Origin of the sequence: Massilia yuzhufengensis, from assembly GCF_900112225.1 — a bacterium.
GTDB classification, from domain to species: Bacteria; Pseudomonadota; Gammaproteobacteria; order Burkholderiales; family Burkholderiaceae_D; genus Telluria; species Telluria yuzhufengensis.
Window position 1 is genome coordinate 1 of the sequence record NZ_FOLD01000038.1, and the last position, 22,993, is coordinate 22,993.

Below are 22,993 nucleotides of genomic sequence, written 5' to 3' on the forward strand. Positions count from 1 at the left end.
CGCACACCCTTATAGAACATGGACTTAGCTGAACAAATGCCGCTAGATCAACAGGTTACCGATATCGGCAAAAGCAAGATTACCCCTATGATGCAACAATATCTACGCATCAAGGCCGATTACCCCACCATGCTGGTGTTCTACCGCATGGGCGATTTCTACGAGCTGTTCTTCGAGGATGCCGAGAAGGCCTCGCGCGTGCTCGGCATCACGCTGACCGCGCGCGGCAGCTCGGGCGGCAACCCGATCAAGATGGCGGGCGTGCCCTTCCACTCGCTGGACGGCTACCTGGCCAAGCTGGTCAAGCAGGGCGAATCCTGCGCCATCTGCGAACAGATCGGCGACCCAGCCCTGTCCAAGGGGCCGGTCGAGCGCAAGGTGGTGCGGGTGGTCACGCCGGGCACCCTCACCGACAGCGACCTGCTGCCGGAAAAAGCCGAGCGCCCGCTGCTGGCCATGTGCATGCACGGCCAGCGCAAGACCGTCACGGTCGGCATGGCCTGGCTGTCGCTGGCCAGCGGCAACCTGCGCCTGATGGAATTCGCGGGCGACCAGAAAGCGGTCGAAGCGCGCCTGGCACATGAACTCGAACGCATCTCGCCGGCCGAGATCCTGCGCGCCGACTGCGCCGACCTGTTCGAATCCGAACCGGTGGCGCACACCCAGCGCGTGCCGGAGTGGCACTTCGATGTCCTGAAGGGCCACGAGTCGCTGCTCGAGCAGCTCAAGGTCGCCACCCTCACCGGTTTTGGCGCAGACGGCATGGGCGCGGCCTTTGGCGCCGCGGGCGCGCTGCTGCGCTATGCGCAGGCCACGCAAGGCCGCGGCCTGCAGCACGTGAACAGCCTGTCCTGCGAGATGGAGAACGAGTACATCGGGCTGGACGCCGCCACGCGCCGCAACCTCGAACTCACCGAGACCATCCGCGGCCAGGAAGCGCCGACCCTGTTCTCGCTGCTCGACGGGTGCCGCACCGCGATGGGCTCGCGCCTGCTGCGCCACTGGCTGCACCACGCGCGCCGCAACCAGAAGGTGGCCCGCTCGCGCCATGAGGCGATCGAAGCGCTGGCCCAGGCGGATGCGTCGCGCAGCCTGTCCGCTACCCTGGCCAACGTGCCCGACATCGAACGCATCACCACCCGTATCGCCCTGCTGTCGGCGCGTCCGCGCGACCTGTCCTGCCTGCGCGACGGCCTCAAGACCCTGCCGGCCCTGCGCGAGGAAGTGGCGCGTTGCTTCATCCCGGGCGACACCAGCCTGCTGCGCGAAATCCACGACCTGCTGGCGCCGCCCGAGGCCTGCCTCGACCTGCTCACCCGCGCCATCATGGAAGAGCCGAGCGTGATGGTGCGCGACGGCGGCGTGTTCGCACGCGGCTACGATGCGGAGCTCGACGAGCTGCGCGCGCTGTCCGAGAACGCCGGACAGTTCCTGGTCGATCTCGAAACACGCGAGCGCGCCCGCACCGGCATTGCGAACCTGCGCGTCGAGTACAACCGGGTGCACGGCTTCTACATCGAAGTCACCAACGGCCAGGCCGACAAGGTGCCGGAAGACTACCGCCGCCGCCAGACCCTGAAGAACGCCGAGCGCTATATCACGCCCGAACTCAAGGCCTTCGAAGACAAGGCCCTGTCGGCGCAGGACCGGGCGCTGGCGCGCGAGAAGATGCTGTACGACGCCCTGCTGGGCGAGCTGGCGCCTTTCATCAGCGTGCTGCAGTCGGTGGCCAATGGCCTGGCGCAGCTCGACGTGCTGGTGGCCCTCACCAGCCACGCGGTGCGCAACAACTGGTGCGCGCCGCAACTCGTCGACGCCCCCTGCCTGAACATCGTCGAAGGCCGCCACCCGGTGGTGGAAAACCAGATCGAGCGCTTCATCGCCAACGACTGCCGCCTCTCGGACAATCGGCGCCTGCTCCTGATCACCGGCCCGAACATGGGCGGTAAATCGACCTTCATGCGCCAGGTCGCCCTGATCACGCTGCTGGCCTATGTCGGCAGCTACGTGCCGGCCACCAGTGCCACGATCGGCCCGATCGACCGCATCTTCACCCGCATCGGCGCCAGCGACGACCTGGCCAACGGCCGTTCGACCTTCATGGTCGAGATGACCGAATCGGCCGCCATCCTCAATGGCGCCACCGAGCATTCGCTGGTGCTGATGGACGAAGTGGGCCGCGGTACCTCCACGTTCGATGGCCTGGCGCTGGCCTGGGCGATCGCGCGCCACCTGATCGACACCAGCCGCAGCTTCACGCTGTTCGCGACTCACTACTTCGAGCTCACCCAGCTGCCGGACGCGCACCCGAGCGCGGTCAACGTGCACCTGTCGGCGGTCGAGCACAAGGACAGCATCGTGTTCCTGCACGCGGTGCAGGACGGCCCGGCCTCGCAAAGCTACGGCCTGCAGGTGGCCCAGCTTGCGGGCGTGCCCCCGCAAGTAATCCGCGCCGCGCGCAAGCACCTGGCGCGCCTCGAATCGCAGGCCCTCGACGCCACCCCGCAACTCGACCTGTTCGCCGCGCCCAGCCCCGACGTCGACGATGCCGACGAGGCCGCGCCGCAGCACCCGGCGCCCAGCGCCCCGCAGGACGGCTTGCTGCGCGCACTCGACGCCATCGATCCGGACGCCCTGAGCCCGCGCGAAGCCCTCGAGCGGCTCTACGAGCTGAAACGGCTCGCCGCCTGATGCCGGCGCGCCGTCCACTCCTTCTTGCCGTGCTGCTGGCGGCCGCGCTCAGCGCGGCGCCCGGCGCCGCGCGCGACAAGAAGAAGGAGAAGGACAAGGTGGAGGAGCTCGGCGCCCACCACTTCGGCATCGTCGGCCACCGCGCGGCGGACGGCGGCGAAGCGGCGCTGCAAGCCCTGCTCGACGACGCCAAGGACGACAAGCTCGACTTCCTCGTCGTCACCGGCATCAAGGGCGCGGCGGAGCCTTGCGGCGACCGCGTCTACCAGAAGCGGCGCGACCTGTTCGACAAGGCCAAGCGCCCTGTCATCCTGTCGATCACCGGCAGCGACTGGACCGGCTGCCGCAATTCGCTGGGGCGCACAAACGCCATCGAACGCCTGAACCGGCTGCGCGAACTGTTCTACGGCGAGCCGGAATCGCTCGGCAAGGAAAAGCTGCTGGTCTCCCGCCTGTCGAGCAGCCCGCGCTTTCGCAGCTATGCCGAAAACGCCCACTGGCAGGTGGGCAAGGTGCTGTACGCGACCATCAACCTGCCGGCTGCGAACAACAACTACCTGCCCGCGGCCGGACGCAACAGCGAGTACGAAGACCGCGCCGTGGCCAACCGCTTCTGGCTCAACCGCCTGTTCGCGATTGCGAAGCAGGACAAGGTGGACGCCGTGGTGCTGTTCGGCGAAGGAAATATGCAGCCGCTGCTGCAGCCGGCCAACGGCCTGCGCGCGCTGCTGCAGCGTACCCCGACCGGGCATGACGGGTTTGCCAACACGCGCCGCCAGGTGCAGCAGCAGGCGGCCAAGTTCAAGGGACAGGTGCTGGTGGTGGACAGCGCAGGGCTGCCGAAGGAATCCAAGCCGGCGATCGAATGGCGCGGCAACCTGGGCCACTTGTCGGTCGGGACGCACGCGGTGGAGGTGCGGGTGGCGGGCAAGGGGGAGAAGGTGTTTGTGCTGGGTGAGGGGTTGCGTTAGCGGCTGCTCAAATGAAATTGGGTTCCCGCCTGCGCGGGAACCCAAGTTTCGATGCAAGCCCACAGCGCTCATTGAGCGCCGCAGGCGCGAACCATTACTGCAGCGGCTGACTCCGGAAGTGATCACCCTCTTCGCTGTCATCGAGCTCTTCATGGTGGTGCCCATGCGCCCCATGCACGTGGCCGTGGGCGATTTCCTCGTCCGAGGCGGCGCGCACGTCGACCACTTCGAGCTCGAAGCGCAGCGCCATGCCGGCCAGCGGGTGGTTGCCGTCGAGGACGACCTTGTCGTCGGCGATGTCGGTCACGGTGAAGATGGTCGGTTCGTCGTCCACGCCTTCAGCGACGCCTTCGAACTGCATGCCCACTTCGAGCGGCTCCGGCAGCAGCTTGCGGTCTTCGACTTTGACCATGGCGGGATCGTAGTCGCCGAATGCATCGTCCGGCTCGACCTGGATCGTCGATGCGTAGCCGGTTTCCTTGCCGTCGAGTTCTTCTTCGATTTTCGGCAGGGTGTTTTCATAGCCGCCGTGCAGGTACACCATCGGCTGCGAGCCCTCTTCGATCAGGTTGTTCTGTGCATCCGACAGTTTGTAGTTCACCGTCACGACCGTATTCTTCGCAATCTTCATCGCAGATCCTTTCTATGTAAGGTGCGGATTATAACCTCACCCGGCCGTGGGCCCGGCTTGGCTGGTTATAATGGCGTATGAAAAAATTACCGCTTCTTGGGAATATTACTCCCGCTCAGTTCCTGCGCGATTACTGGCACAAGAAACCCCTGCTCATCCGCCAGGCCATCCCGGGCTTCAAGCCGCTGCTCAAGTTCGAGAAGCTGGCCGAGATGGCGCGCCAGAACTACGTCGAGTCGCGCCTGGTCACCCAGCGCGACGGCCAGTGGGACATGCAGCACGGTCCGCTCACCGAGCTGCCCGGGCGCGGCGAACGCGAATGGACCATGCTGGTCCAGGGCGTCAACCTGTACGACGAGCGCGCCGACGAGCTGCTGCGCCAGTTCCGCTTCGTGCCGGACGCGCGCCTCGACGACCTGATGGTCAGCTACGCCAGCGATGGCGGCGGCGTCGGCCCGCACTTCGATTCCTACGACGTGTTCCTGCTGCAGGCCCAGGGCAAGCGCCGCTGGCGCATCAGCGCCCAGCAGGACCTCGACATTGTCGAAGGCATGCCGCTGAAGATCCTGGCCAACTTCGAGGCCGACGAAGAATTCGTGCTCGAGCCGGGCGACATGCTCTACCTGCCGCCCCACTACGCCCACGACGGCGTGGCCGAGGGCGAATGCATGACCTACTCGATCGGTTTCCGCTCGCCGTCGTTCCAGGAACTGGGCGAAGCCTTCCTGCAGTTCATGGCCGATTCCATCGACCTGCCGGGCCGCTACGCCGACCCGAAACTGCAGGAAGCGAAATCCCCGGCCGAGATCCCGCGCGAGATGCTGGCCAGCGTCACCGAAGAACTCAACAAGGTGCGCTGGGACGAAGAAGACGTCACCATCTTCCTGGGCGAGTACCTGTCCGAACCGAAGCACAACGTCTTCTTCACCGGCCCGGAAAAGCCGCTGACCAATGGCCGCTTCATGGAAACGGCGGCGAAGAAGGGCCTGAAGCTCTCGCCCAAGACCCTGATGCTCTACCGCGGCAAGAACGTCTTCATCAACGGCGAGTCGTTCGCCGTGGGCCGGGCCGACAAGGTGGTGCTCGATACGCTGGCCAACGAGCGCCGCCTGGATGGCGAACTGCTGGGCGACGCCACCGACGACGTGCTCGAAGCGCTGTACACCTGGTACCAGGACGGCTGGCTGGAACTGGGATAAACACGGAAGGAACGCCATGCAGGAGCCGGTGACGACGCGTTTCGATTCTCTGGCCGGGTTCGGGGCGCAGTTGCGCGCCTGCCTGGCGGCGGCGCGCGCGCGGATCGACCTGTTCGACCCGGACTGCGCGGTGTTCGCGCTCGGGGCGACGGATGTCGATGCGGCGCTGCGCGCATTCCTGAAGGGTGGCGGCGTGCTGCGCGTGGCGATGCATACGCCGGCGCACATCGAACGCCATTTCCCGCGCTTCCAGCGCCTGCTGCGCGACTACAGCCACGGGGTCGCCTGCCGCGCCACGCCGAGAGCGCTGCATGGGCTGACCGATTCGTTCTGTATCGTGGATGATGTTCACGTGCTGCGGCGTTTCCACAGCGACCACATGCGCGGGGAAGCGGCGTTCGCGTCGCCAGGCGCCGTGGACTTGCCGCGCCATCGTTTTGATGCAATTTGGGAAGAGTCTGCAGTTACTTTACAGCCGACAACTACCGGTCTGTAACGCACTAAAAACAGGCAGCGGCGTAGTTAAATTGTCCACTTTTTCCGGCGGTTGCAACTTGTAACAAACTAAAGCTTATTAAGTCGCAAAATACTTTCGCCATGGCATGTGTTCGCTATTGCGATTCAGTAAATTTGGCTATAATATCAGGTCAGGAAGGTTCCGTTGCCAATCTGGCAGTCTTGCTTTCTATGAAAGCACGAGAATTCCGCTGAGCAATAATTACCGGTAATTATTATTCAAACAAGCAGTACTTACTTTTGAAATATTAAGGAAAATCATGAAAAAATCCCTGCTGATCGTTTCCCTGATGGCTGTTGCTCTGGCTGCTTGCAGCAAGAAAGAAGAAGCTGCTCCTGCTGCACCAGCTGCTGTCGAAGCACCTGCTGCAACCACCGACGCTGCTGTCGTCGCTCCAGCCGCTGACGCAACCGTCGCTGCTGACGCTGCTGCTGCTGCTTCGATGGCCGCTTCGACCGCTGCCGACGCTGCTGCTGCCGCTTCGACCGCTGCTTCGCAAGCTGCTGACGCTGCTGCAACCAAGTAATTCACTTGGTCTGAAAAGACCGGCCTTCGGGTCGGTTTTTTTTCGTCTGGAGGTTTGTAGAGTGTGGTTTGCACGACGAACTTGGGTCCCGGCCTGCGCCGGGACCCAATTTTGCAAGCCATCCACCAGCCCATAAAAAAACCGGCCATCCAGGCCGGTTTCTCATTCAACGCCCGCGCGCCAAGAATTACTTCAACTCTTCGGCCAGCAATTTCAGGATCTTCGCCCCGGTCTCGCCAGTCTCCGACTTGCCGTCATTGGTCTGCACGGTCACCGCGCTCACTGCCGCGCCCTGCTCCGCCTTGACCAGCACGCGATAGCGCTGCGCTTCCTTGGCCTTCTCTTCGGCGCTGCCGAAGGTGAGCAGCTTCTTGAAGAAGCCTTCCTTGTTGGCCGCGTCCGGATCGACGTAGCGCACGAAGTACACGCCCTGCACGCGGTCGCGGTCTTCCACGGTGAAGCCGACGCGGTCCAGCGCCAGGCCGACGCGGCGCCAGGCGCGGTCGAAACCTTCGTCCAGCTGCACGGCATTGCCGACCAGCGTGGCGTGCTGCACGCCCACCGGCGCATTCGCGACCATGGTTTCGGCGCTCTTGGTTTCCTTCACGCCGGTCAGCTGCGCCACCAGGCGGCCCAGGAACTGCGATTCCAGGCCCGGGTCGTTCGGACGCACGGTCCAGGCGGTGGTTTCCTTGCCGGCGCCGGTCAGGACTTCTTCGGCGCCGCGGTGGCTCACGTAGATTTCGGTCGAGCCGTCCGGCAGGCGCTCGAGGCGGGTGCGGAACTTGTCGCGCTCGCCGGTCGAGTAGGCGCTGTCGAACACGCGGCCGATCGCGCGGCGGATGAAGTCCTGCGGGATCTTCGAGCGGTTTTCGACCCAGGTGGTTTCCATGGTGCCGGTCGTGGCCGATTCGGTCTCGATGGCGAAGCCCTGGTTTTCCCAGAACTGGCGCAGCTGCGGCCACAGTTGCTCCGGGGTTTGCTTGACCACCAGCCAGCGCTGGTCGCCGTTGCGCTGGACGCTGACGGCGTCGGTCGAGACCGGGCCGATGGTGTCCATCGAGCCTGCCACCGGGGCCGCGCCCTGGACGGCGCCGGCGCGCGATTGCTGGAAGCCCGATGCGGTGGCCACGCCCTTGCCGTCCGGGACGGCGTAGCGGTTGTCGCGCTGCAGGGCGGTCAGGTCAGGAGGGACATCCAGCGGGGCTGCCTTCTTGGCGCCGCGGTAGTCGACCTTGTCCGATTCGAACACGGTGGTGCAGGCCGCCAGGCTCAGGGCCATCGCGCTCAGCGCCAGGACGCGCACGGCAGCGGGAGCGGAAACCAGGGTCGTCGAGTTCTTTTTGGTGCGAATAGTCATGTCGTTCAATGTCAGTTGCTGTGAACCGGAACCCTTGCGGGTTCAGGACTGGAGAAGGCCGGCCTGGGCCAGTGCGGAACGTACGGTGTCGTGATACGGCGCCGACAGCGGCGCCAGTGGCAGGCGCAGGCCATGCGGGATCCTGCCCATTTCGGCCAGGGCCCATTTCACCGGGACCGGGTTCGGTTCGACGAACAGCCTGGCGTGCAGGTCGAGCAAGCCGTTGTTGATCTCGACGGCGCGGGCGACGTCGCGCGCCATGGCGGCGGCGCACAGTTCGTGCATCGCGCGCGGGGCCACGTTGGCGGTCACCGAGATATTGCCGGCGGCGCCGCAGAACATCAGGGCCATCGCGGTCGGGTCGTCGCCCGAATACACGGCGAAGGATGGGTCGACCATGCGCAGCAGCTCGATGCCGCGGCCGATGTTGCCGGTCGCGTCCTTGATGCCGACGATGTTCTCGATCGGCGCCAGGCGCGCGACGGTGTCATTGGCCATGTCGGCCACGGTACGGCCCGGCACGTTGTACAGGATCACCGGCAGCTCGACCGCTTCGGCGATGGCGCGGAAGTGGCGGTACATGCCTTCCTGGGTCGGGCGGTTGTAGTACGGGACCACCTGCAGCGTGGCGTCGGCGCCGACGTCCTTCGCATGGCGGGTCAGTGCGATGGCCTCGACCGTGGAATTGCCGCCCGCACCGGCGATGACGGGGATGCGGCCTGCGGCGTGGTCCACCGCGATCTTGATCAGTTCGGCATGTTCGTCGGGCGAGACGGTGGCGGATTCGCCCGTGGTGCCGACGATGACGATGCCATCGGTGCCTTCCGCGACGTGCCAGTCGATCAGCTTGCGCAGGGAATCGCGGTCAAGGCTGCCGTCCTCGAACATCGGGGTGACGATTGCTACGATGCTGCCCTTAATCATATGCGTTGGCCATGCCATGGAGTAAATAAAAGCTTGATTGTAGCGGATCGCCCGCCACTATGGTTCATTCGCTGCCACATTATGGTCGAGCTTGGCCTCGGTTTTGGCGAAGGCCGGCCCGGCCGCGCACAGGCGCTGCACCTGCGCCGGGTGCGGATGGTCGACGTGGCCGTCTTCATAGGCCAGCACCTGCAGCCCGCCTGCGCGCGCCAGCGCCAGCAGTTCGCCCGGCGCCAGCAGGAAGTCCGGGTTGGACGGTTTGCCGTACACGGCGTTCCCCTGGGCGAAGGTTTCATACACCAGGATGCCGTCCGGCCGCAGGCTGGCGGCCAGCTGCGCGAACAACGGGCGGTGCAGGTAATTGGTGACCACGATGGCGGCGAAGCGGCCGGGTGCGAACGGCCACGCGGCGCCCTCCTGCTCGAGGTCGTGCTCCATGGTCGTGACCGTCGGCCCGGCCAGCGCGGCCAGCAGTTCGGGATTGCGGTCCAGCGCCAGCACCTGCATGCCGCGCGCCGCGAACAGGCGCGTGTGGCGCCCGCCGCCGCAGGCCAGGTCGAGCACCTCGCCCGGTGGCGCCAGCGGCGCGAAGCGCGCCACCCAGGACGACGCGGGCAGGTTCGGCATCGGCGTCACGTCAGCAGCAGGGTCAGGGGCGAGGCGATCAGCTGCAGCAGCATGCGGCCGAGCATCATCACCGGCGTCACCCAGAAGGTGAGCAGGTTCATGAAGATCAGCCCCAGCACGATGAAGAAGCCGTAGGGCTCGATGCGCGCGAATTTATAGGCGAGGCGGTTGGGCAGCATGCTGGTCAGCACGCGGCCTCCGTCGAGCGGCGGGATCGGCAGCAGGTTGAACGCGAACATCAGCAAGTTGGTAAACAGGCCGGCCTGCGCCACCTTGTGCGGAAATTCCTCGCCCACGCCGAAGGCCACCAGCAGCACCGCGAACACCAGCCACATCAGCGCCATGATGAAGTTCGCGCCGGGACCGGCCAGCGCCACCCAGGCCATGTCGCGCTTGGGGTTGCGCAGGTTGCCGAAGTCGATCGGCACCGGCTTGGCATAGCCGAACACGAAGCCGGTGGTCAGGTAGAGCGCGATGGGAATGACGATGGTGCCAAAGAGATCGATGTGCACCAGCGGGTTGAGTGTCATGCGCCCCGCGGCATAGGCGGTGTTGTCGCCGAAGTAGCGGGCGACGTAGGCGTGGGCAGCTTCATGCAGGGTAATCGCAAAAAGAACGGGTAGCGCATAGACAGCGATGTTACGAATCAGGTCATCCATGGGGGGAATTCTAACAGAGGCAGGATGACCGCCAGTTAAAGGAAACTGAAGGCCTACAATCCAAACGCCGCCGGGTCGCCCCTGCCCTCGCGCACCAGTTCCGGCGCCGGGCCGGTCAGGTCGACCACCGTGGTCGCTTCCAGCGTGCCGGCGCCGCCGTCGATCACCAGTTCGATCTGCTTGCCCAGGCGCTCCAGCACTTCGTCCGGGTCGGACAGCATGTGGTCGTCGCCGGGCAACTGCAAGGTGGTGCCGATGAGCGGCTCGCCCAGTTCTTCGAGCAGGGCCAGCAGGATGTGGTTCTCGGGCACGCGCACGCCGATGGTCTTGCGCGACGGGTGCGACAGGCGGCGCGGCACTTCGCGCGTCGCTTCGAGGATCACGGTGTAGGGCCCCGGCATGGTGGCCTTGAGCAGGCGGTACTGGGTATTGTCGACGCGCGCGAAGTGGGCGATCGCCGACAGGTCGCGCACCAGCAAGGTCAGGTGGTGCTTGTCGTCGACCCCCCGGATGCGGCGCAGCTTCTCGACCGCGGTCTTGTCGTCCAGGCGGCACACCAGTGCATACGCCGAATCGGTGGGCGCGGCAACGATCCCGCCGGCGGTGATGATCTGGGCGGCCTGCTTGATCAGGCGCGCCTGCGGGTTCTCGGGGTGGATCTGGAAGTGTTGGGCCATGGGCGGCAGCTTTCTTGTTGTTAGCGCAGCGACTGCAGCGCGGCGATGCGCTGCTCCATCGGCGGGTGGGTCGAGAACAGCGCGCCCCAGCCGCCGCCGCCACTGCCGGAAATGCCGGAAGCGGCCATCGACGAGGGCAAGGCGCCCGGCGCCAGGCCGCCGAGGCGGGCCAGTGCATGCTGCATCGGCACCGGGGTGCCCATCAGTTTGGCGGCGCCCGCGTCGGCGCGGAATTCGCGCTTGCGCGAGAACCAGGCCACGATGATCGAGGCGACGATGCCAAACAGGATCTCGCAGATGAAGACGGTGATCATGTAGCCGATGCCGGGGCCGCGGCCTTCATTGCGCAGCAATACCTTGTCGACGAAAAAGCCGACCACGCGCGCCAGGAACACGACGAAGGTATTGACCACGCCCTGGATCAGGGTGAGCGTGATCATGTCGCCATTGGCGATGTGCGCCACTTCGTGGCCGAGCACGGCCTCGACTTCGTCCTGGTTCATATTGGCGAGCAAGCCGGTGGACACGGCCACCAGGGCGGAATTCTTGAAGGCGCCGGTGGCGAAGGCGTTCGGCTCGCCGTCGTAGACCGCCACTTCCGGCATGCCGATGCCGGCGCGCTCGGAGAGCTTGCGCACCGTGCTCACCAGCCACTGCTCGGTGCTGTTGGCCGGCTGCTCGATGACGCGCGCACCGGTGGACCACTTGGCCATCGGCTTGCTCAGCAGGAGCGAGATGAAGGAGCCGGTGAAGCCGACCACCAGCGAAAACACCGCCAGCGCGCCGACGTCGATGCCCTGACCCGTGACGGCGCGCCCGACCCCCAGCAGGTTCAGGACGAGCGTCACCACCAGCACGACGGCCAGGTTGGTGGCGAGGAACAGGACGATGCGCTTCATGGAACAGGCCTCCGGGCAGCTTGATGGTGTCAGGCTGACAAGATAGGGCTGAGATGGGAAAATTCAAGGGCTCGGCCGTCACAAGGGCCGATTCAAACCTCTCGGCGCGTTCAGAACCAGTCGTGCCAGACCGGCGTCAAGCCTGCGGGAAGCGCGGGCAGCTCGGCAAATTCCACGCGCGCTTCGCCCGGCGCATGGAAATCGGTCCCGCGCGAGGCCAGGAAGCCGTAGCGCCGCGCCTGCTCGGCATAGATGGCGTACTGGTCCGGCGTATGGCTGCCAGTCACCACCTCGATCGCCGTGCCGCCGAGCTGGCGGAATTCGTCGAACAGCGCGCCCTCGGCGGTGACGCTGAACGGATAGCGCCCCGGGTGGGCGATCACGGCAATCCCGCCCGCCCCACGGATCCAGCCGACCGCCTGGGCCAGCGTGGCCCAGCGGTGCGGCACGTAACCCGGCTTGCCTTCGGTCAGGTATTTGCGGAAGACTTCGGATGGCGAGCCACACACGCCGCGTTCGACCAGGTAGCGCGCGAAGTGGGTGCGCGACATCAGGTCCGGGTTGCCGACGAAGCGCAGCGCGCCTTCGTAGGCGCCCGGAATGCCGGCCTGGTCGAGCTGCGCCGCGATCTCGCGGGCCCGGTCCTGGCGGCCGTTGCGGGTCGCGGCCAGGCCGTCGGTCAGCGCCCGGTTGTCTTCGTCCACCTGCAGGCCGACGATGTGCACCGTCTCGTTGGCCCAGGTGACCGAAATCTCGACGCCGGCGACGAAGCGCATCCCGAGCCGGCCGGCGGCTGCGCGGGCGGCCTTGATGCCGCCGATTTCGTCATGGTCGGTCAGCGCCCACACGTCGACGCCGCCCTTGCGGGCGTAGGCGGCAACGGCCGCCGGGGCGAGCACCCCGTCGGAGACGCTGGAATGGCAGTGGAGATCGACTTTCATGGCGCGGCGGCGGTAACATGGTATGGGCTTTGGAGCCAAGCATTGTACGCGTCAAACGCCCGCCGTGCTGCGGCGCCGGGGAGCGCCTCAGTAGGACTGCAGCATCGACCTGACCGTACCCTCTTTCGCCAGCACGTAGTCATGGCCGGCCAGCACCAGGTTGGTGGCCGGCTGGATCACCTTGATGTTGATGAAGACGGCGTCGCGGGTCTCGGCGTACGAGCCGACCACGACCGCCTGCGCATTGTGGGCATGCGCGACGTCGCCGATTTCGCGCGTAAGCATGAGCTCACCCTGGTTGCGCTTGAGGTAAACGCTGTTGCGCAGCTTCATTTCCAGCATCTTCATGCCGCCCTGCGCCAGGCGGGTCGAGAGCTGTTCCGACACCAGGCGGCCGAGCATCGAGGTCTGTTCGAGCGCGTCGATGTTGACCACGGTGGCCATGATCAACGGCTTGTCGTCGGCCAGCTTGCCGCGCAACTGGGCCGCCAGCACATCGGCCGCGCGGTAGTTGGCGGCGACAAAGGCGTTCGCCGAGACCGAGGTGTAATTGGTGTCTTCCTGCGGCTGCAGGGCGCAGCCGCCCAGCAGCAGCATGGTGGCCAGCGCGGCGGCGCGCAGCATCGTGGTTCGCATGGCGGGCCTTAGTGGTTGCGGACCGCGAAGGTCTTGGTCGGTTGGGAAGCGGCGTCGTACAGCGCGCGGTCGGTGTCCACGGTGTAGTAGACACTGGTCGTGCGCGCATAGTAGCGGCTGTCGTCGGCCAGCGACAGGTTGACGATGATCTCGGTCCTGGGCGTGGCGCCGTTCGCGAACTGCGAGCGGAACCAGGCGTACGCGTCCTGGCCGGCGATCGCGGCGCTGGCCAGCCACAGGGTCGAGTGGTCGATCCCGGTCAGCACCCAGGCGCCGGCCACCAGCGCGGAGCGCTCGCCGGCAAACTTGTACTGGGGGCGATTCGGGGCGAAGCCGACGACCTGGGTGTCGAGTTCGATCCGCAGCGCGTTCGCATCCGGTACCTTGACCAGCACGTAGCCGTCATTGACCAGGGCCGTGACCAGGTGGGCGCTCACGCCCTGGGCGAAGGCGGTCGACTGCTGCGACGTCACATACAGCGGGCGGCGCGCGTTGGCCTTGAGCGACGGCGCCAGCTGGCCGGCCATGTGGCGCGCAATGGCGCCCCAGTGCGCGGCCGCCTGCAGCTTGGCCTGCTGGGTGCTGGGGAAATTCGTGGCTACCGGGGCGGGCGTGTAAGGAACGGCGCAGCCGCTCATCGCTAGGGCGCCGGTGAGCGCGAGGCCGGCTCGAAATCGCATGGGGGTCCTGTGGGGGTGTGTCGTCGGCCGGGGTGGCCGTTCGGCAGGGACTGTAGCACAGGCGTTTCTTTGGAGCAATTCTGATGATCGGGCGTGAGGGGTGCTTACAACGTTGGGTGGGCGCGGCGAACTTGGATTCCCGCCTGCGCGGGAATGACGGCGCTACCGTTGGCCACTAGCTCCAGCACGTCGTTCCCGCGCAGGCGGGAACCCAATTTACGTGATCAGCCCGGAACGTCCGAACCCATCAAAAACCCCTCGATCATCCCCGCCAGCACCTCCGGCTGGTCATGATGCAGCATATGCCCCGCCCCCGGCATCATGCGCGCCGTTACCTGCGCCAGGTGGCTGCGGCGGCGGTCGATCTCCGCCCTGGCCTGCTCCTTCGGCCCCATCCAGCGCCACATCTCGGTCTCCTCGGCCTCGACCCACAGCACCGGCGCCGTGATCTGCGACCAGCACGCCAGCACCTCGTCCGCGTGATACAGCAGCGGCCCGGTCATCTTGTGCGCCGGGTCGCCCAGGATGCGCCACTGGCCATCGGCATCCTGCGCCGACCAGTGCCCGGCCAGGAAAGCGGCGCGCTGCGCCGGCAGGCGCGGGTTGGTCTTCTGCAGGCGCGCCGCCACCTCTTCCAGGCTGGCGTAGCCGCGCATCTCGGGCTTGATGCGCAGTTCGTCGAGCCATTTGGCGAAGCGTCCCGGCGCCTGCGAGGGCCGGCTGGCCGGGAGGCCGAAGCCTTCCAGGTTGATCAGCCTGGCGATGCGCTGCGGCCGCACGCCCGCGTACAGGCTGGCGATATTGCCGCCCATGCTGTGGCCCAGCAGGTTGACGGGCGCGCCGGGCGCGTAATGGTCGAGCACCGCTTCCAGGTCGGCCAGGTAGTCGGGGAACCAGTAGGTGTCTGAGGGTGAGCGCTCGCTCAGGCCGAAACCGCGCCAGTCGAAGGCGATGACGTGCCAATCCTGCTTCAGGCAATCGACCACGAACTGGAACGACGCGGAGACGTCCATCCAGCCGTGCTGCATGAAGATTTTTGGCGCGCCTTCGCGGCCCCAATGGCGGACATGGGTGCGCAGGCCGCGCACGGTGAAAAATTCGGAACGGGAGGGATGCATGCTGTCTCGGCTAGAAAAGAACGACCGTTCGAATTATACCCGGGGCTTCTTGATTTCGCCGGGGGTGGCCCCATTTGCCAGCGACCGGACGATGGCGGGCGCAGGGTTTACAATAGCGGCACTTCACAGCTTCTGCGAGCACATCCATGGCGATTTACCAGCTGGGCGAGATTGCGCCCGAGATTGACGAATCAAGTTTCGTGGCCGATTCGGCAACCCTGATCGGCAAGGTGACGCTCGAGGCGAACGCCTCGGTGTGGTACGGCGCCACGCTGCGCGGCGACAACGAACGCATCACCATCGGCGAAAACAGCAACGTGCAGGAAGGAACGGTGATGCACACCGACATGGCTTCCCCCTCACCCTGGGCAAGAACGTGACGGTCGGCCACCAGGCCATGCTGCACGGCTGCACGGTGGGCGACGGCTCGCTGATCGGCATCCAGGCCGTGATTCTCAACGGCGCGCGCATCGGCAAGGGCTGCCTGGTGGGCGCCGGGGCCCTGGTCACCGAGGGCAAGGAATTCCCGGACGGTTCGCTGATCATCGGTTCGCCCGCCAAGGTAGTGCGCACCCTGACGGAAGAAGACCTGCTGCGCCTGCAGGCCAGCGCCGCGAGCTACGTGGCGCGCGGCCAGCTATTCAAGGCGCAGCTCAAGAAAATCGGATAAAGAATGACGACCCCAGATACCCGCGACACCCTGCAAAAATTCATCTTCGATAACGCTGCCGTGCGCGGTGAGCTGATCGAGATTTCCGACACCTGGCGCGAGATCCAGGCCCGCCACGCCTACCCGAAAGCGGTGCGCTCGGCGCTCGGCGAGATGGTCGCGGCCAGCGCCCTGCTCTCGGCCAACCTGAAGTTCAACGGCTCGATCGTGATGCAGATCTTCGGCGACGGGCCGGTGCGCCTGCTGGTCGTCGAATGCGACGCCGACCTGCGCATCCGCGCCACCGCGAAACTGGCGCCGGACGCCGAGATCGCCGACGACGTCAGCCTCGAGCAGATGTTCAATGTACATGGCAAGGGCCGCTTCGTGATCACGCTCGACCCGGTCGACAAGATGCCCGGCCAGCAGCCCTACCAGGGCATCGTGCCGCTCACCGGCGACACCATGGCCACCGTCATCGAAAACTACATGCTGCGTTCCGAGCAGATGGACACGCGCCTGTGGCTGGCGGCCGACGACCAGGTCTCGCGCGGCCTGCTGCTGCAAAAGCTCCCGCGCCACAGCGGCAAGGACGACCAGCAGAAACAGGCCTCGGAAGAGGAAGACCTGGAAACCTGGAACCGCGCCGTCATGCTGGGCCAGACCCTCAAGCGCGAAGAGCTGCTCAGTACCGGCATCGAAGTGCTGCTCAATCGCCTGTTCTGGGAAGAGACCATCCGCGTGTTCGACCCGCAGCATCCGCAGTTCCACTGCAGCTGCACGCGCGAGAAGGTCGGCAACATGCTCAAGATGCTGGGCCAGCCGGAAGTCGAGTCGGCGCTGGAAGACCTGGGCGAGCTGGGGATCAACTGCGACTTCTGCGGCAAGCACTACGCCTTCGACAAGGTCGACTGCGCGCAGCTGTTCGCGAGCGACGTGCCGGTGGAGAGCATGATTCCGCCGAGCGGCAGCATCAACTAAGGGGGTGGATGGCCGGTTTCGCCGGCCACCTACGGTTTGACGTCGGCGAACTGGTACACCACCAGCGCGTCGTTATCCCAGCTCTTGTCGCGCAGGGGCGCCACGAAACCCGCCCCGCCCCCGTCGAGCGCCAGCTCCATCCGGCGCTCGCCGGACACCACCGTCGCCGACACCAGCTGCTTCGGCGCGCGATACACATAGCCCACCATCGGCAGGTTGCAGATGCCGCCCGCCGCCACCGCGCCCGCCCGGTACAGCAGCGGGATCTCTTCCTTGCGCACCGCCTGCGCCACCTCGCACTCCAGCCGCAGGTCGCCGAGCCGGCGCGCGTTGTCCGGCACGCCGGGCGTGCGCACGCGCGGGCGCCAGCGGATCTGGTCCTTCTTGCGGTTCAGGACCAGGTCGGCGTCGTCCGCATACGCTTCCTGGCTGCGCGGCAGCACGAAGGTCGCATCGGCATCCACCGGCAGCGCGATGTCCACCTTGTCGCCCGCGATGCGCAGCAGCAGGCCGTCCGGCCTGGCCATGTGGCCATCGCTGGTCCACAGCTCGAAACGCAGGCTGGCAAGCGGCGCCAGTGCGCGCTTCTCGTCCCAGGCGTCCAGTCCGCGCACCATGCGGCGGTAGGGCCGCAGCGCAGGATCCTTGATGCTGCTGACCTGGACCTGCTCGGGCGCCGCCTCGGCGGCCGGCGCCGCTTCCTGCGCGTGGACGGTGGTGGCCAGCGCCAGCATGGCAGCCAGCAGGAGGAATCGCTTCATGCCTGTCCTTGATGGTTCGATAACGTCAATACATGGAATTGTAGCGCAAGCCCCACTGCAAAAATGCGCGCATTTTCACCGCCCCGCCAATGAACCGGGACAACAGGACGCCGGTTTTTTGAGGGAGTGCTAAGCTGATGCATCTTTGACAGTGTTGCAATTCCCACACGAACACTGTCGCATCTACCCAAGGAGAAACCGCAATGCACATGGATACCGGAATCAGCGCCGATGACCGCGCCAAGATCGTCGAATCGCTCTCGACCGTGCTGGCCGACGCCTACATGCTCTACCTGAAGACCCACAACTTCCACTGGAACGTCACCGGGCCCATGTTCTCGGCCCTGCACGTCATGTTCGAGCAGCAGTACACCGAGCAGTGGACCGCGCTGGACGACATCGCCGAGCGCATCCGCGCGCTGGGCCACTTCGCCCCTGCGACCTACAAGCGCTATGCGGAACTGTCGAACATCACGGAAGAACCCGAAGTGCTGTCGGCCAAGGAAATGATCCGCCAACTGGTGGACGGCAACGAAATCCTCACCCGCACCCTGCGCGCCGGTGTGAAGGTGGCGGACGAGCTGGACGATTTCCCGACGGCCGACATGCTGACGACGCGGATGGAAGTGCATGAAAAGAATGCGTGGATGCTGCGCTCGTTCCTGGAGCAGGGGGCGGGGGCGAAGCAGGGGGATGCGTCGTCGGATTGAGGTCACACGTCAGTCCAGCCCCTTACGCACGTCGTACGCGCCACTGGCGCCTACGACTTCCGGCGAAGGCCGGAACCCAATTTTGCACGCGTCTCGACTGCTCAAAAAAATTAGGCACCGGCCTTCGCCGGTGCGACGGTTCCGAGGATAGTGGTGCTGATTCAGTTGCGAGACGGCCGGCAGCTACACCCTAGGCGCGGCCTCCCGACATATGCAAGTCCACCACCTTCATGATCTCCAGCGTAAGATCGAGGTTGAATTCTTCCGCCGCAAGCGCGGCTTGCAGGTCTTCTCTTCCCATCCCCACGGCCGCAGCCAGTTCGCCCAATCCAGGCGCCTGCGCGACAGCCTTCATCGCCTGCGAAATAACGGCGCCTTCGCCATCCTCGAACGCATCGGCCAGGCAATCGGCGATGGCGTCGAGCGAGTCGAGGTCGGCGGGGTTCGGTGGGGTGTTTGCTTCAGTCATGCCGGGCTCCTTCGATGGGCGGGAGCGTGCTTCCGCGGTTAACGCTTGGTCTTGTCTTTCGGCTGCGGCGGGGGCGGCGGGACGGTCATGGAGACCGCCGGCTGCTCGTCCTTGCGCAGCACCTGCACGAAGATTTCATTCTGCTTGATCATGCCCAGCTCATAGCGGGCACGTTCTTCGACTGCGCCCAGGCCGTCGCGCAGGTCGCTGACTTCCGATTCCAGCTTGTCGTTGCGCGCCTGGAGCTGTTCGGTCTTCTGGCGGGTGCCGGCGACCTGGTCGCGCATGTCGGCCACGGCCAGCCAGCCGCCCTTCCCCAGCCAGAGCGGGTACTGGATCAGCAGCAGCAGGATCGCGAGGGCGATGGTAATGAGGCGCATGGGTGCGTGGTAGGCGCGTGCAAAGGCCGGCCAGCCCGCAGGGGCAGGCCGGCCTCGTGGCTTACTTCAGGTTGTAGAACGCGTCGCGGCCCGGGTAGCTGGCGACATCGCCCAGGTCTTCCTCGATGCGCAGCAGCTGGTTGTACTTGGCCATGCGGTCCGAACGCGACATCGAGCCGGTCTTGATCTGCAGGGCGTTCAGGCCAACGGCGATGTCGGCGATGGTCGAGTCTTCGGTTTCGCCCGAGCGGTGCGAGATCACGGCGGTGTAGCCGGCGCGCTTGGCCATCTCGATGGCGGCGAAGGTCTCGGTCAGGGTGCCGATCTGGTTGATCTTGATGAGGATCGAGTTGGCGATGCCCTTCTGGATGCCCTCTTTCAGGATCTTGGTGTTGGTGACGAACAAATCGTCGCCGACCAGCTGCACCTTCTTGCCCAGCGCGGCGGTGAGCGTGGCCCAGCCTTCCCAGTCGCCTTCGGCCATGGCGTCTTCGATCGAGATGATCGGGTACTTGTCGCACCAGGTGGCCAGCATGTTGGTGAAGTCGGCTGCCGACAGCGACAGGCCGCCCTCGCCTTCAAGCACGTACTTGCCGTCCTTGTGGAATTCGCTGGCCGCGCAATCCAGGCCCAGCGCGATCTGCGAGCCGGCCACATAGCCTGCCTGCTCGATCGCCAGCATGATCAGCTTGATGGCTTCTTCATGGTTCGCCACCGACGGGGCAAAGCCGCCCTCGTCGCCGACGGCGGTGTTCAGGCCCTTCGAGTGCAGGATCTTCTTGAGGGTGTGGAACACCTCGGCGCCCCAGCGGACCGCTTCCTTAAACGAAGGTGCGCCGACCGGGATGATCATGAATTCCTGGATGTCCAGGTTGTTGTCGGCGTGGGCGCCGCCGTTGATGACGTTCATCATCGGGACCGGCATCTGCATCGCGCCCGAACCGCCGAAGTAGCGGTACAGCGGCAGGCCGGCTTCTTCGGCGGCGGCCTTGGCCACGGCCATCGAGACGGCCAGCATGGCGTTGGCGCCCAGGCGGCTCTTGTTTTCGGTGCCGTCGAGATCGATCAGGGTACGGTCCAGGAAGGCCTGTTCATTGGCGTCCAGGCCCATGATCGCTTCGGAGATCTCGGTGTTGATATTTTCGCAGGCCTGCAGCACGCCCTTGCCGAAGTAACGCTTCGGGTCGCCGTCGCGCAGCTCGATGGCTTCGCGCGAACCGGTCGAGGCGCCGGACGGCACCGCGGCACGGCCCATCACGCCCGATTCCAGCAGCACGTCGCATTCCACGGTCGGATTGCCGCGCGAGTCAATGATTTCGCGGCCGATAATATCAACGATAGCACTCATGTACAGTCTCCGGAGAAGTAAAAAATTGTGTCGTCTTGTGTTCGGTACGCACACGCGCCCTGCCGCGGGGCGCGTGCGGATGAAAAGCTGGTTTTACTTGAAGTCGGCTTCGAGGAAACCGGTCTTCTTGACGATGCGGTCGATCTCGACCAGGGTCGTGAGCAGTTCCTTCATGCGCGCCAGCGGCACCGCGTTCGGGCCGTCCGACATGGCGTTGGCCGGGTCGGGATGGGTTTCCATGAACAGGCCGGCGATACCGGCGGCCACGGCGGCGCGCGAGAGCACCGGGATGTGCTCGCGCTGGCCGCCCGAGGAGGTGCCCTGGCCGCCCGGCAGCTGCACCGAGTGGGTCGCATCGAACACCACCGGGCAGTTCGATTCGCGCATGATGGCGAGCGAGCGCATGTCGGAGACCAGGTTGTTGTAGCCGAACGAGGCGCCGCGTTCGCAGGCCATGAAGTTATCTTCCGGCAGGCCCGCTTCGCGTGCGGCGGCGCGTGCCTTGTCGATCACGTTCTTCATGTCGCCCGGCGCCAGGAACTGGCCCTTCTTGATGTTCACTGGTTTACCCGAACGGGCGCAGGCGTTGATGAAGTCGGTCTGGCGGCACAGGAACGCCGGGGTCTGCAGCACGTCGACGATGCTGGCCACTTCCGGGATCATTTCTTCGTCGTGCACATCGGTGAGCACCGGCACGCCGATGGTGCGGCGCACGTCGGCCAGGATTTCCAGGCCCTTCTCCATGCCAGGGCCGCGGAAGGATTTACCCGACGAGCGGTTGGCCTTGTCGAAGGACGACTTGTAGATGAACGGGATGCCCAGCGCCGCCGTGATTTCCTTGAGGGTGCCGGCGGTGTCCATCGCCATCTGGCGCGATTCGATCACGCAGGTGCCGGCGATCAGGAAGATTGGGTGGTCGAGGCCGACGTCGAATCCGGCGAGTTTCATGCTGCATCTCCTTGAAGTGCTGGCGCCGTCGCGTTGGCCGCCACGTTCGTGTTCGCCGACTGGTGCGCCAGCGCTGCCTGGATGAAGGACGTGAACAGCGGGTGGCCGTTGCGCGGGGTCGACTTGAACTCGGGGTGGAACTGCACGCCCATGTACCACGGGTGCGCGTTGCTGCCTTCGCGCGGCAGTTCCATGATTTCGAGCAGGTCTTCGTTCGGCGTGCGCGCCGAGACGATCAGGCCGGCCGCTTCCACCTTCGGCAGGTAGAAGTTGTTGCCTTCGTAGCGATGACGATGGCGCTCGGTCACGACGTTGCCGTAGATCTCGGCGGCCAGCGTGCCGGGGTTGACGGCACAGGTCTGGGCGCCCAGGCGCATGGTGCCGCCCAGGTCGGAATTGGTGTCGCGCTTCTCGACCTTGCCATCGTGGTTCTGCCACTCGGTGATGAGGGCGACCACCGGCTGGTCGGTTTCCGGGTCGAACTCGGTGGAGTTCGCGTTCGGGAAGCCGGCCATGTGGCGCGCGTATTCGATCAGGGCGACCTGCATGCCCAGGCAGATACCCAGGTAAGGGATCTTGTTTTCACGGGCGTAGCGCGCCGCCATGATCTTGCCTTCCACGCCGCGCTTGCCGAAGCCGCCCGGCACCAGGATGGCGTCGTACTTGGCCAGGTGCTCGCAGCCTTTCGATTCGATTTCTTCCGAATCGAGGTATTCGATGTTGACCCGGCTTTCGGTGTGGATGCCGGCGTGGCGCAGCGCCTCGGTGAGGGACTTGTACGATTCGATCAGGTCGACGTACTTGCCCACCATGCCGATGGTGACTTCGCGCTTCGGGTTTTCCAGGGTGTGGATCAGTTTGGTCCACATCGACAGGTCGGCCTTGGGCGCTTCCAGGCCTAGCGCTTCCAGGATGATGTCGTCCAGGCCCTGGTCATGCAGCACCTGCGGCACCTTGTAGATGGTGTCCACGTCCCATACCGAGATCACGGCCTGCTCTTCGACGTTGGCGAACAGCGAGATCTTGGCGCGCTCGTCGTCCGGGATGCGGCGGTCGGCGCGGCACAGCAGCGCGTTGGGCGAAATGCCGATCTCGCGCAGCTTCTGCACCGAGTGCTGGGTGGGCTTGGTCTTGAGCTCGCCCGCCGAGGCGATCCATGGCACCAGGGTCAGGTGCACGAAGGCCGCGCCCTTGCGGCCCGAGCGCAGCGACAGCTGGCGCGCGGCTTCGAGGAAGGGCAGCGACTCGATGTCGCCCACGGTGCCGCCGATTTCCACCAGCGCCACGTCGACGCCTTCGGCGCCGCGGCGGATGTAATCCTGGATTTCGTTGGTGATGTGCGGGATCACCTGCACGGTCTTGCCGAGGTACTCGCCGCGGCGTTCCTTGCGGATCACCGATTCGTAGATCTGGCCGGTGGTGAAGTTGTTCACCTTCTTCATGCGGGTGCTGATGAAGCGCTCGTAGTGGCCGAGATCCAGGTCGGTCTCGGCGCCGTCGTCGGTGACGAACACTTCGCCGTGCTGGGTCGGGCTCATGGTGCCCGGGTCGACGTTGATGTACGGGTCGAGCTTGAGCATGGTGACTTTGAGGCCGCGCGATTCAAGGATCGCGGCGAGGGAAGCGGCCGCGATCCCTTTACCCAGGGAAGACACGACGCCGCCAGTGACGAATACGAATTTGGTCATTTG

General features: G+C 65.5%; 24 protein-coding genes and 1 pseudogene. 8 read left to right on the plus strand and 17 right to left on the minus strand.

Going from position 1 to position 22,993, the window contains the following annotated elements:
• The first annotated feature begins 87 nt into the window (after positions 1-87).
• Both mutS and BM031_RS22110 read left to right on the plus strand, forming a co-directional pair.
• Positions 88-2,691 (plus strand): DNA mismatch repair protein MutS, encoded by a 2,604-nt coding sequence (gene mutS / locus BM031_RS22105; RefSeq protein ID WP_091876708.1) that lies wholly within the window; start codon positions 88-90, stop codon positions 2,689-2,691.
• Positions 2,691-3,662 carry a hypothetical protein gene (locus BM031_RS22110; RefSeq protein ID WP_091876709.1) on the plus strand — a complete coding sequence of 324 codons (972 nt, stop codon included), beginning with the start codon at positions 2,691-2,693 and terminating at the stop codon, positions 3,660-3,662. The genes mutS and BM031_RS22110 overlap by 1 nt, the downstream gene beginning before the upstream one ends.
• Before the next feature lie 94 nt (positions 3,663-3,756).
• Here BM031_RS22110 and BM031_RS22115 read toward each other — a convergent pair whose 3' ends face one another.
• Entirely contained in the window at positions 3,757-4,293 is a 537-nt protein-coding gene (locus BM031_RS22115) for an FKBP-type peptidyl-prolyl cis-trans isomerase (protein ID WP_091876710.1), read from the minus strand.
• A 77-nt stretch (positions 4,294-4,370) separates the two neighbouring features.
• Here BM031_RS22115 and BM031_RS22120 point away from each other — a divergent pair, with 77 nt between their 5' ends.
• The 3 genes from BM031_RS22120 (at position 4,371) to BM031_RS22130 (ending at position 6,535) form a co-directional block, all read left to right on the plus strand.
• The gene (locus tag BM031_RS22120; protein ID WP_091876711.1) at positions 4,371-5,492 is read left to right on the plus strand and encodes a ribosomal protein uL16 3-hydroxylase; all 1,122 of its coding nucleotides are present in this window, start codon (positions 4,371-4,373) and stop codon (positions 5,490-5,492) included.
• A 16-nt stretch (positions 5,493-5,508) separates the two neighbouring features.
• Positions 5,509-5,988 carry a DUF7931 domain-containing protein gene (locus tag BM031_RS22125; RefSeq protein WP_091876712.1) on the plus strand — a complete coding sequence of 160 codons (480 nt, stop codon included), beginning with the start codon at positions 5,509-5,511 and terminating at the stop codon, positions 5,986-5,988.
• 280 nt (positions 5,989-6,268) lie between these two features.
• Positions 6,269-6,535 carry a hypothetical protein gene (locus tag BM031_RS22130; RefSeq protein ID WP_091876713.1) on the plus strand — a complete coding sequence of 89 codons (267 nt, stop codon included), beginning with the start codon at positions 6,269-6,271 and terminating at the stop codon, positions 6,533-6,535.
• Positions 6,536-6,722: 187 nt separating this feature from the next.
• Here BM031_RS22130 and bamC read toward each other — a convergent pair whose 3' ends face one another.
• The 10 genes from bamC to BM031_RS22180 form a co-directional block, all read right to left on the minus strand.
• Complete coding sequence (bamC, locus tag BM031_RS22135) at positions 6,723-7,895, minus strand: NlpB/DapX family lipoprotein (protein WP_091876714.1); 1,173 nt, start codon at positions 7,893-7,895, stop codon at positions 6,723-6,725.
• Positions 7,896-7,937: 42 nt separating this feature from the next.
• Positions 7,938-8,819, minus strand: coding sequence for a 4-hydroxy-tetrahydrodipicolinate synthase (dapA, locus tag BM031_RS22140; protein WP_091876715.1), 882 nt, complete (start codon positions 8,817-8,819; stop codon positions 7,938-7,940).
• Between the two features lie 57 nt (positions 8,820-8,876).
• Positions 8,877-9,446: a class I SAM-dependent methyltransferase gene (locus BM031_RS22145; RefSeq protein ID WP_091876716.1), complete on the minus strand. Its 570-nt coding sequence runs from the start codon at positions 9,444-9,446 to the stop codon at positions 8,877-8,879.
• Positions 9,447-9,451: 5 nt separating this feature from the next.
• Positions 9,452-10,105 (minus strand): site-2 protease family protein, encoded by a 654-nt coding sequence (locus tag BM031_RS22150; protein ID WP_091876717.1) that lies wholly within the window; start codon positions 10,103-10,105, stop codon positions 9,452-9,454.
• 53 nt (positions 10,106-10,158) lie between these two features.
• On the minus strand, positions 10,159-10,782 hold the full coding sequence (locus tag BM031_RS22155) for an L-threonylcarbamoyladenylate synthase (RefSeq protein WP_091876718.1): 624 nt from the start codon (positions 10,780-10,782) through the stop codon (positions 10,159-10,161).
• Between the two features lie 20 nt (positions 10,783-10,802).
• Entirely contained in the window at positions 10,803-11,681 is an 879-nt protein-coding gene (gene htpX / locus BM031_RS22160) for a protease HtpX (RefSeq protein WP_091876719.1), read from the minus strand.
• 110 nt (positions 11,682-11,791) lie between these two features.
• Complete coding sequence (locus BM031_RS22165; protein WP_091876720.1) at positions 11,792-12,622, minus strand: 3',5'-nucleoside bisphosphate phosphatase; 831 nt, start codon at positions 12,620-12,622, stop codon at positions 11,792-11,794.
• An 87-nt stretch (positions 12,623-12,709) separates the two neighbouring features.
• Positions 12,710-13,258 (minus strand): FlgO family outer membrane protein, encoded by a 549-nt coding sequence (locus BM031_RS22170; protein WP_091876721.1) that lies wholly within the window; start codon positions 13,256-13,258, stop codon positions 12,710-12,712.
• 8 nt (positions 13,259-13,266) lie between these two features.
• On the minus strand, positions 13,267-13,938 hold the full coding sequence (locus BM031_RS22175) for a hypothetical protein (protein ID WP_091876722.1): 672 nt from the start codon (positions 13,936-13,938) through the stop codon (positions 13,267-13,269).
• A gap of 224 nt (positions 13,939-14,162) precedes the next feature.
• Positions 14,163-15,056, minus strand: a complete 894-nt coding sequence (locus BM031_RS22180) for an alpha/beta fold hydrolase (RefSeq protein WP_091876723.1) — start codon at positions 15,054-15,056, stop codon at positions 14,163-14,165.
• A 146-nt stretch (positions 15,057-15,202) separates the two neighbouring features.
• Between BM031_RS22180 and BM031_RS22185 the strand changes: the two are divergent.
• Positions 15,203-15,726, plus strand: a pseudogene (locus BM031_RS22185) (gamma carbonic anhydrase family protein).
• A gap of 3 nt (positions 15,727-15,729) precedes the next feature.
• Positions 15,730-16,686, plus strand: a complete 957-nt coding sequence (gene hslO, locus BM031_RS22190; protein ID WP_091876724.1) for an Hsp33 family molecular chaperone HslO — start codon at positions 15,730-15,732, stop codon at positions 16,684-16,686.
• A 29-nt stretch (positions 16,687-16,715) separates the two neighbouring features.
• Here hslO and BM031_RS22195 read toward each other — a convergent pair whose 3' ends face one another.
• Positions 16,716-17,447, minus strand: coding sequence for a hypothetical protein (locus tag BM031_RS22195; protein WP_091876725.1), 732 nt, complete (start codon positions 17,445-17,447; stop codon positions 16,716-16,718).
• Between the two features lie 203 nt (positions 17,448-17,650).
• On the opposite strand from BM031_RS22195, the gene BM031_RS22200 reads away from it, so the two are divergent.
• The gene (locus tag BM031_RS22200; protein WP_091876726.1) at positions 17,651-18,157 is read left to right on the plus strand and encodes a Dps family protein; all 507 of its coding nucleotides are present in this window, start codon (positions 17,651-17,653) and stop codon (positions 18,155-18,157) included.
• A 190-nt stretch (positions 18,158-18,347) separates the two neighbouring features.
• Here BM031_RS22200 and BM031_RS22205 read toward each other — a convergent pair whose 3' ends face one another.
• From BM031_RS22205 to pyrG, 5 genes are all read right to left on the minus strand, one after another.
• Positions 18,348-18,626, minus strand: a complete 279-nt coding sequence (locus tag BM031_RS22205) for a helix-turn-helix domain-containing transcriptional regulator (protein WP_091876727.1) — start codon at positions 18,624-18,626, stop codon at positions 18,348-18,350.
• Between the two features lie 38 nt (positions 18,627-18,664).
• On the minus strand, positions 18,665-19,006 hold the full coding sequence (gene ftsB / locus BM031_RS22210) for a cell division protein FtsB (protein ID WP_091876728.1): 342 nt from the start codon (positions 19,004-19,006) through the stop codon (positions 18,665-18,667).
• 61 nt (positions 19,007-19,067) lie between these two features.
• The gene (gene eno / locus BM031_RS22215; RefSeq protein ID WP_091876729.1) at positions 19,068-20,354 is read right to left on the minus strand and encodes a phosphopyruvate hydratase; all 1,287 of its coding nucleotides are present in this window, start codon (positions 20,352-20,354) and stop codon (positions 19,068-19,070) included.
• A 93-nt stretch (positions 20,355-20,447) separates the two neighbouring features.
• On the minus strand, positions 20,448-21,302 hold the full coding sequence (kdsA, locus tag BM031_RS22220) for a 3-deoxy-8-phosphooctulonate synthase (RefSeq protein ID WP_091876730.1): 855 nt from the start codon (positions 21,300-21,302) through the stop codon (positions 20,448-20,450).
• The gene (gene pyrG / locus BM031_RS22225; RefSeq protein ID WP_091876731.1) at positions 21,299-22,990 is read right to left on the minus strand and encodes a CTP synthase; all 1,692 of its coding nucleotides are present in this window, start codon (positions 22,988-22,990) and stop codon (positions 21,299-21,301) included. Before pyrG ends, kdsA begins: the two co-directional genes overlap by 4 nt.
• Between the last annotated feature and the right edge of the window lie 3 nt (positions 22,991-22,993).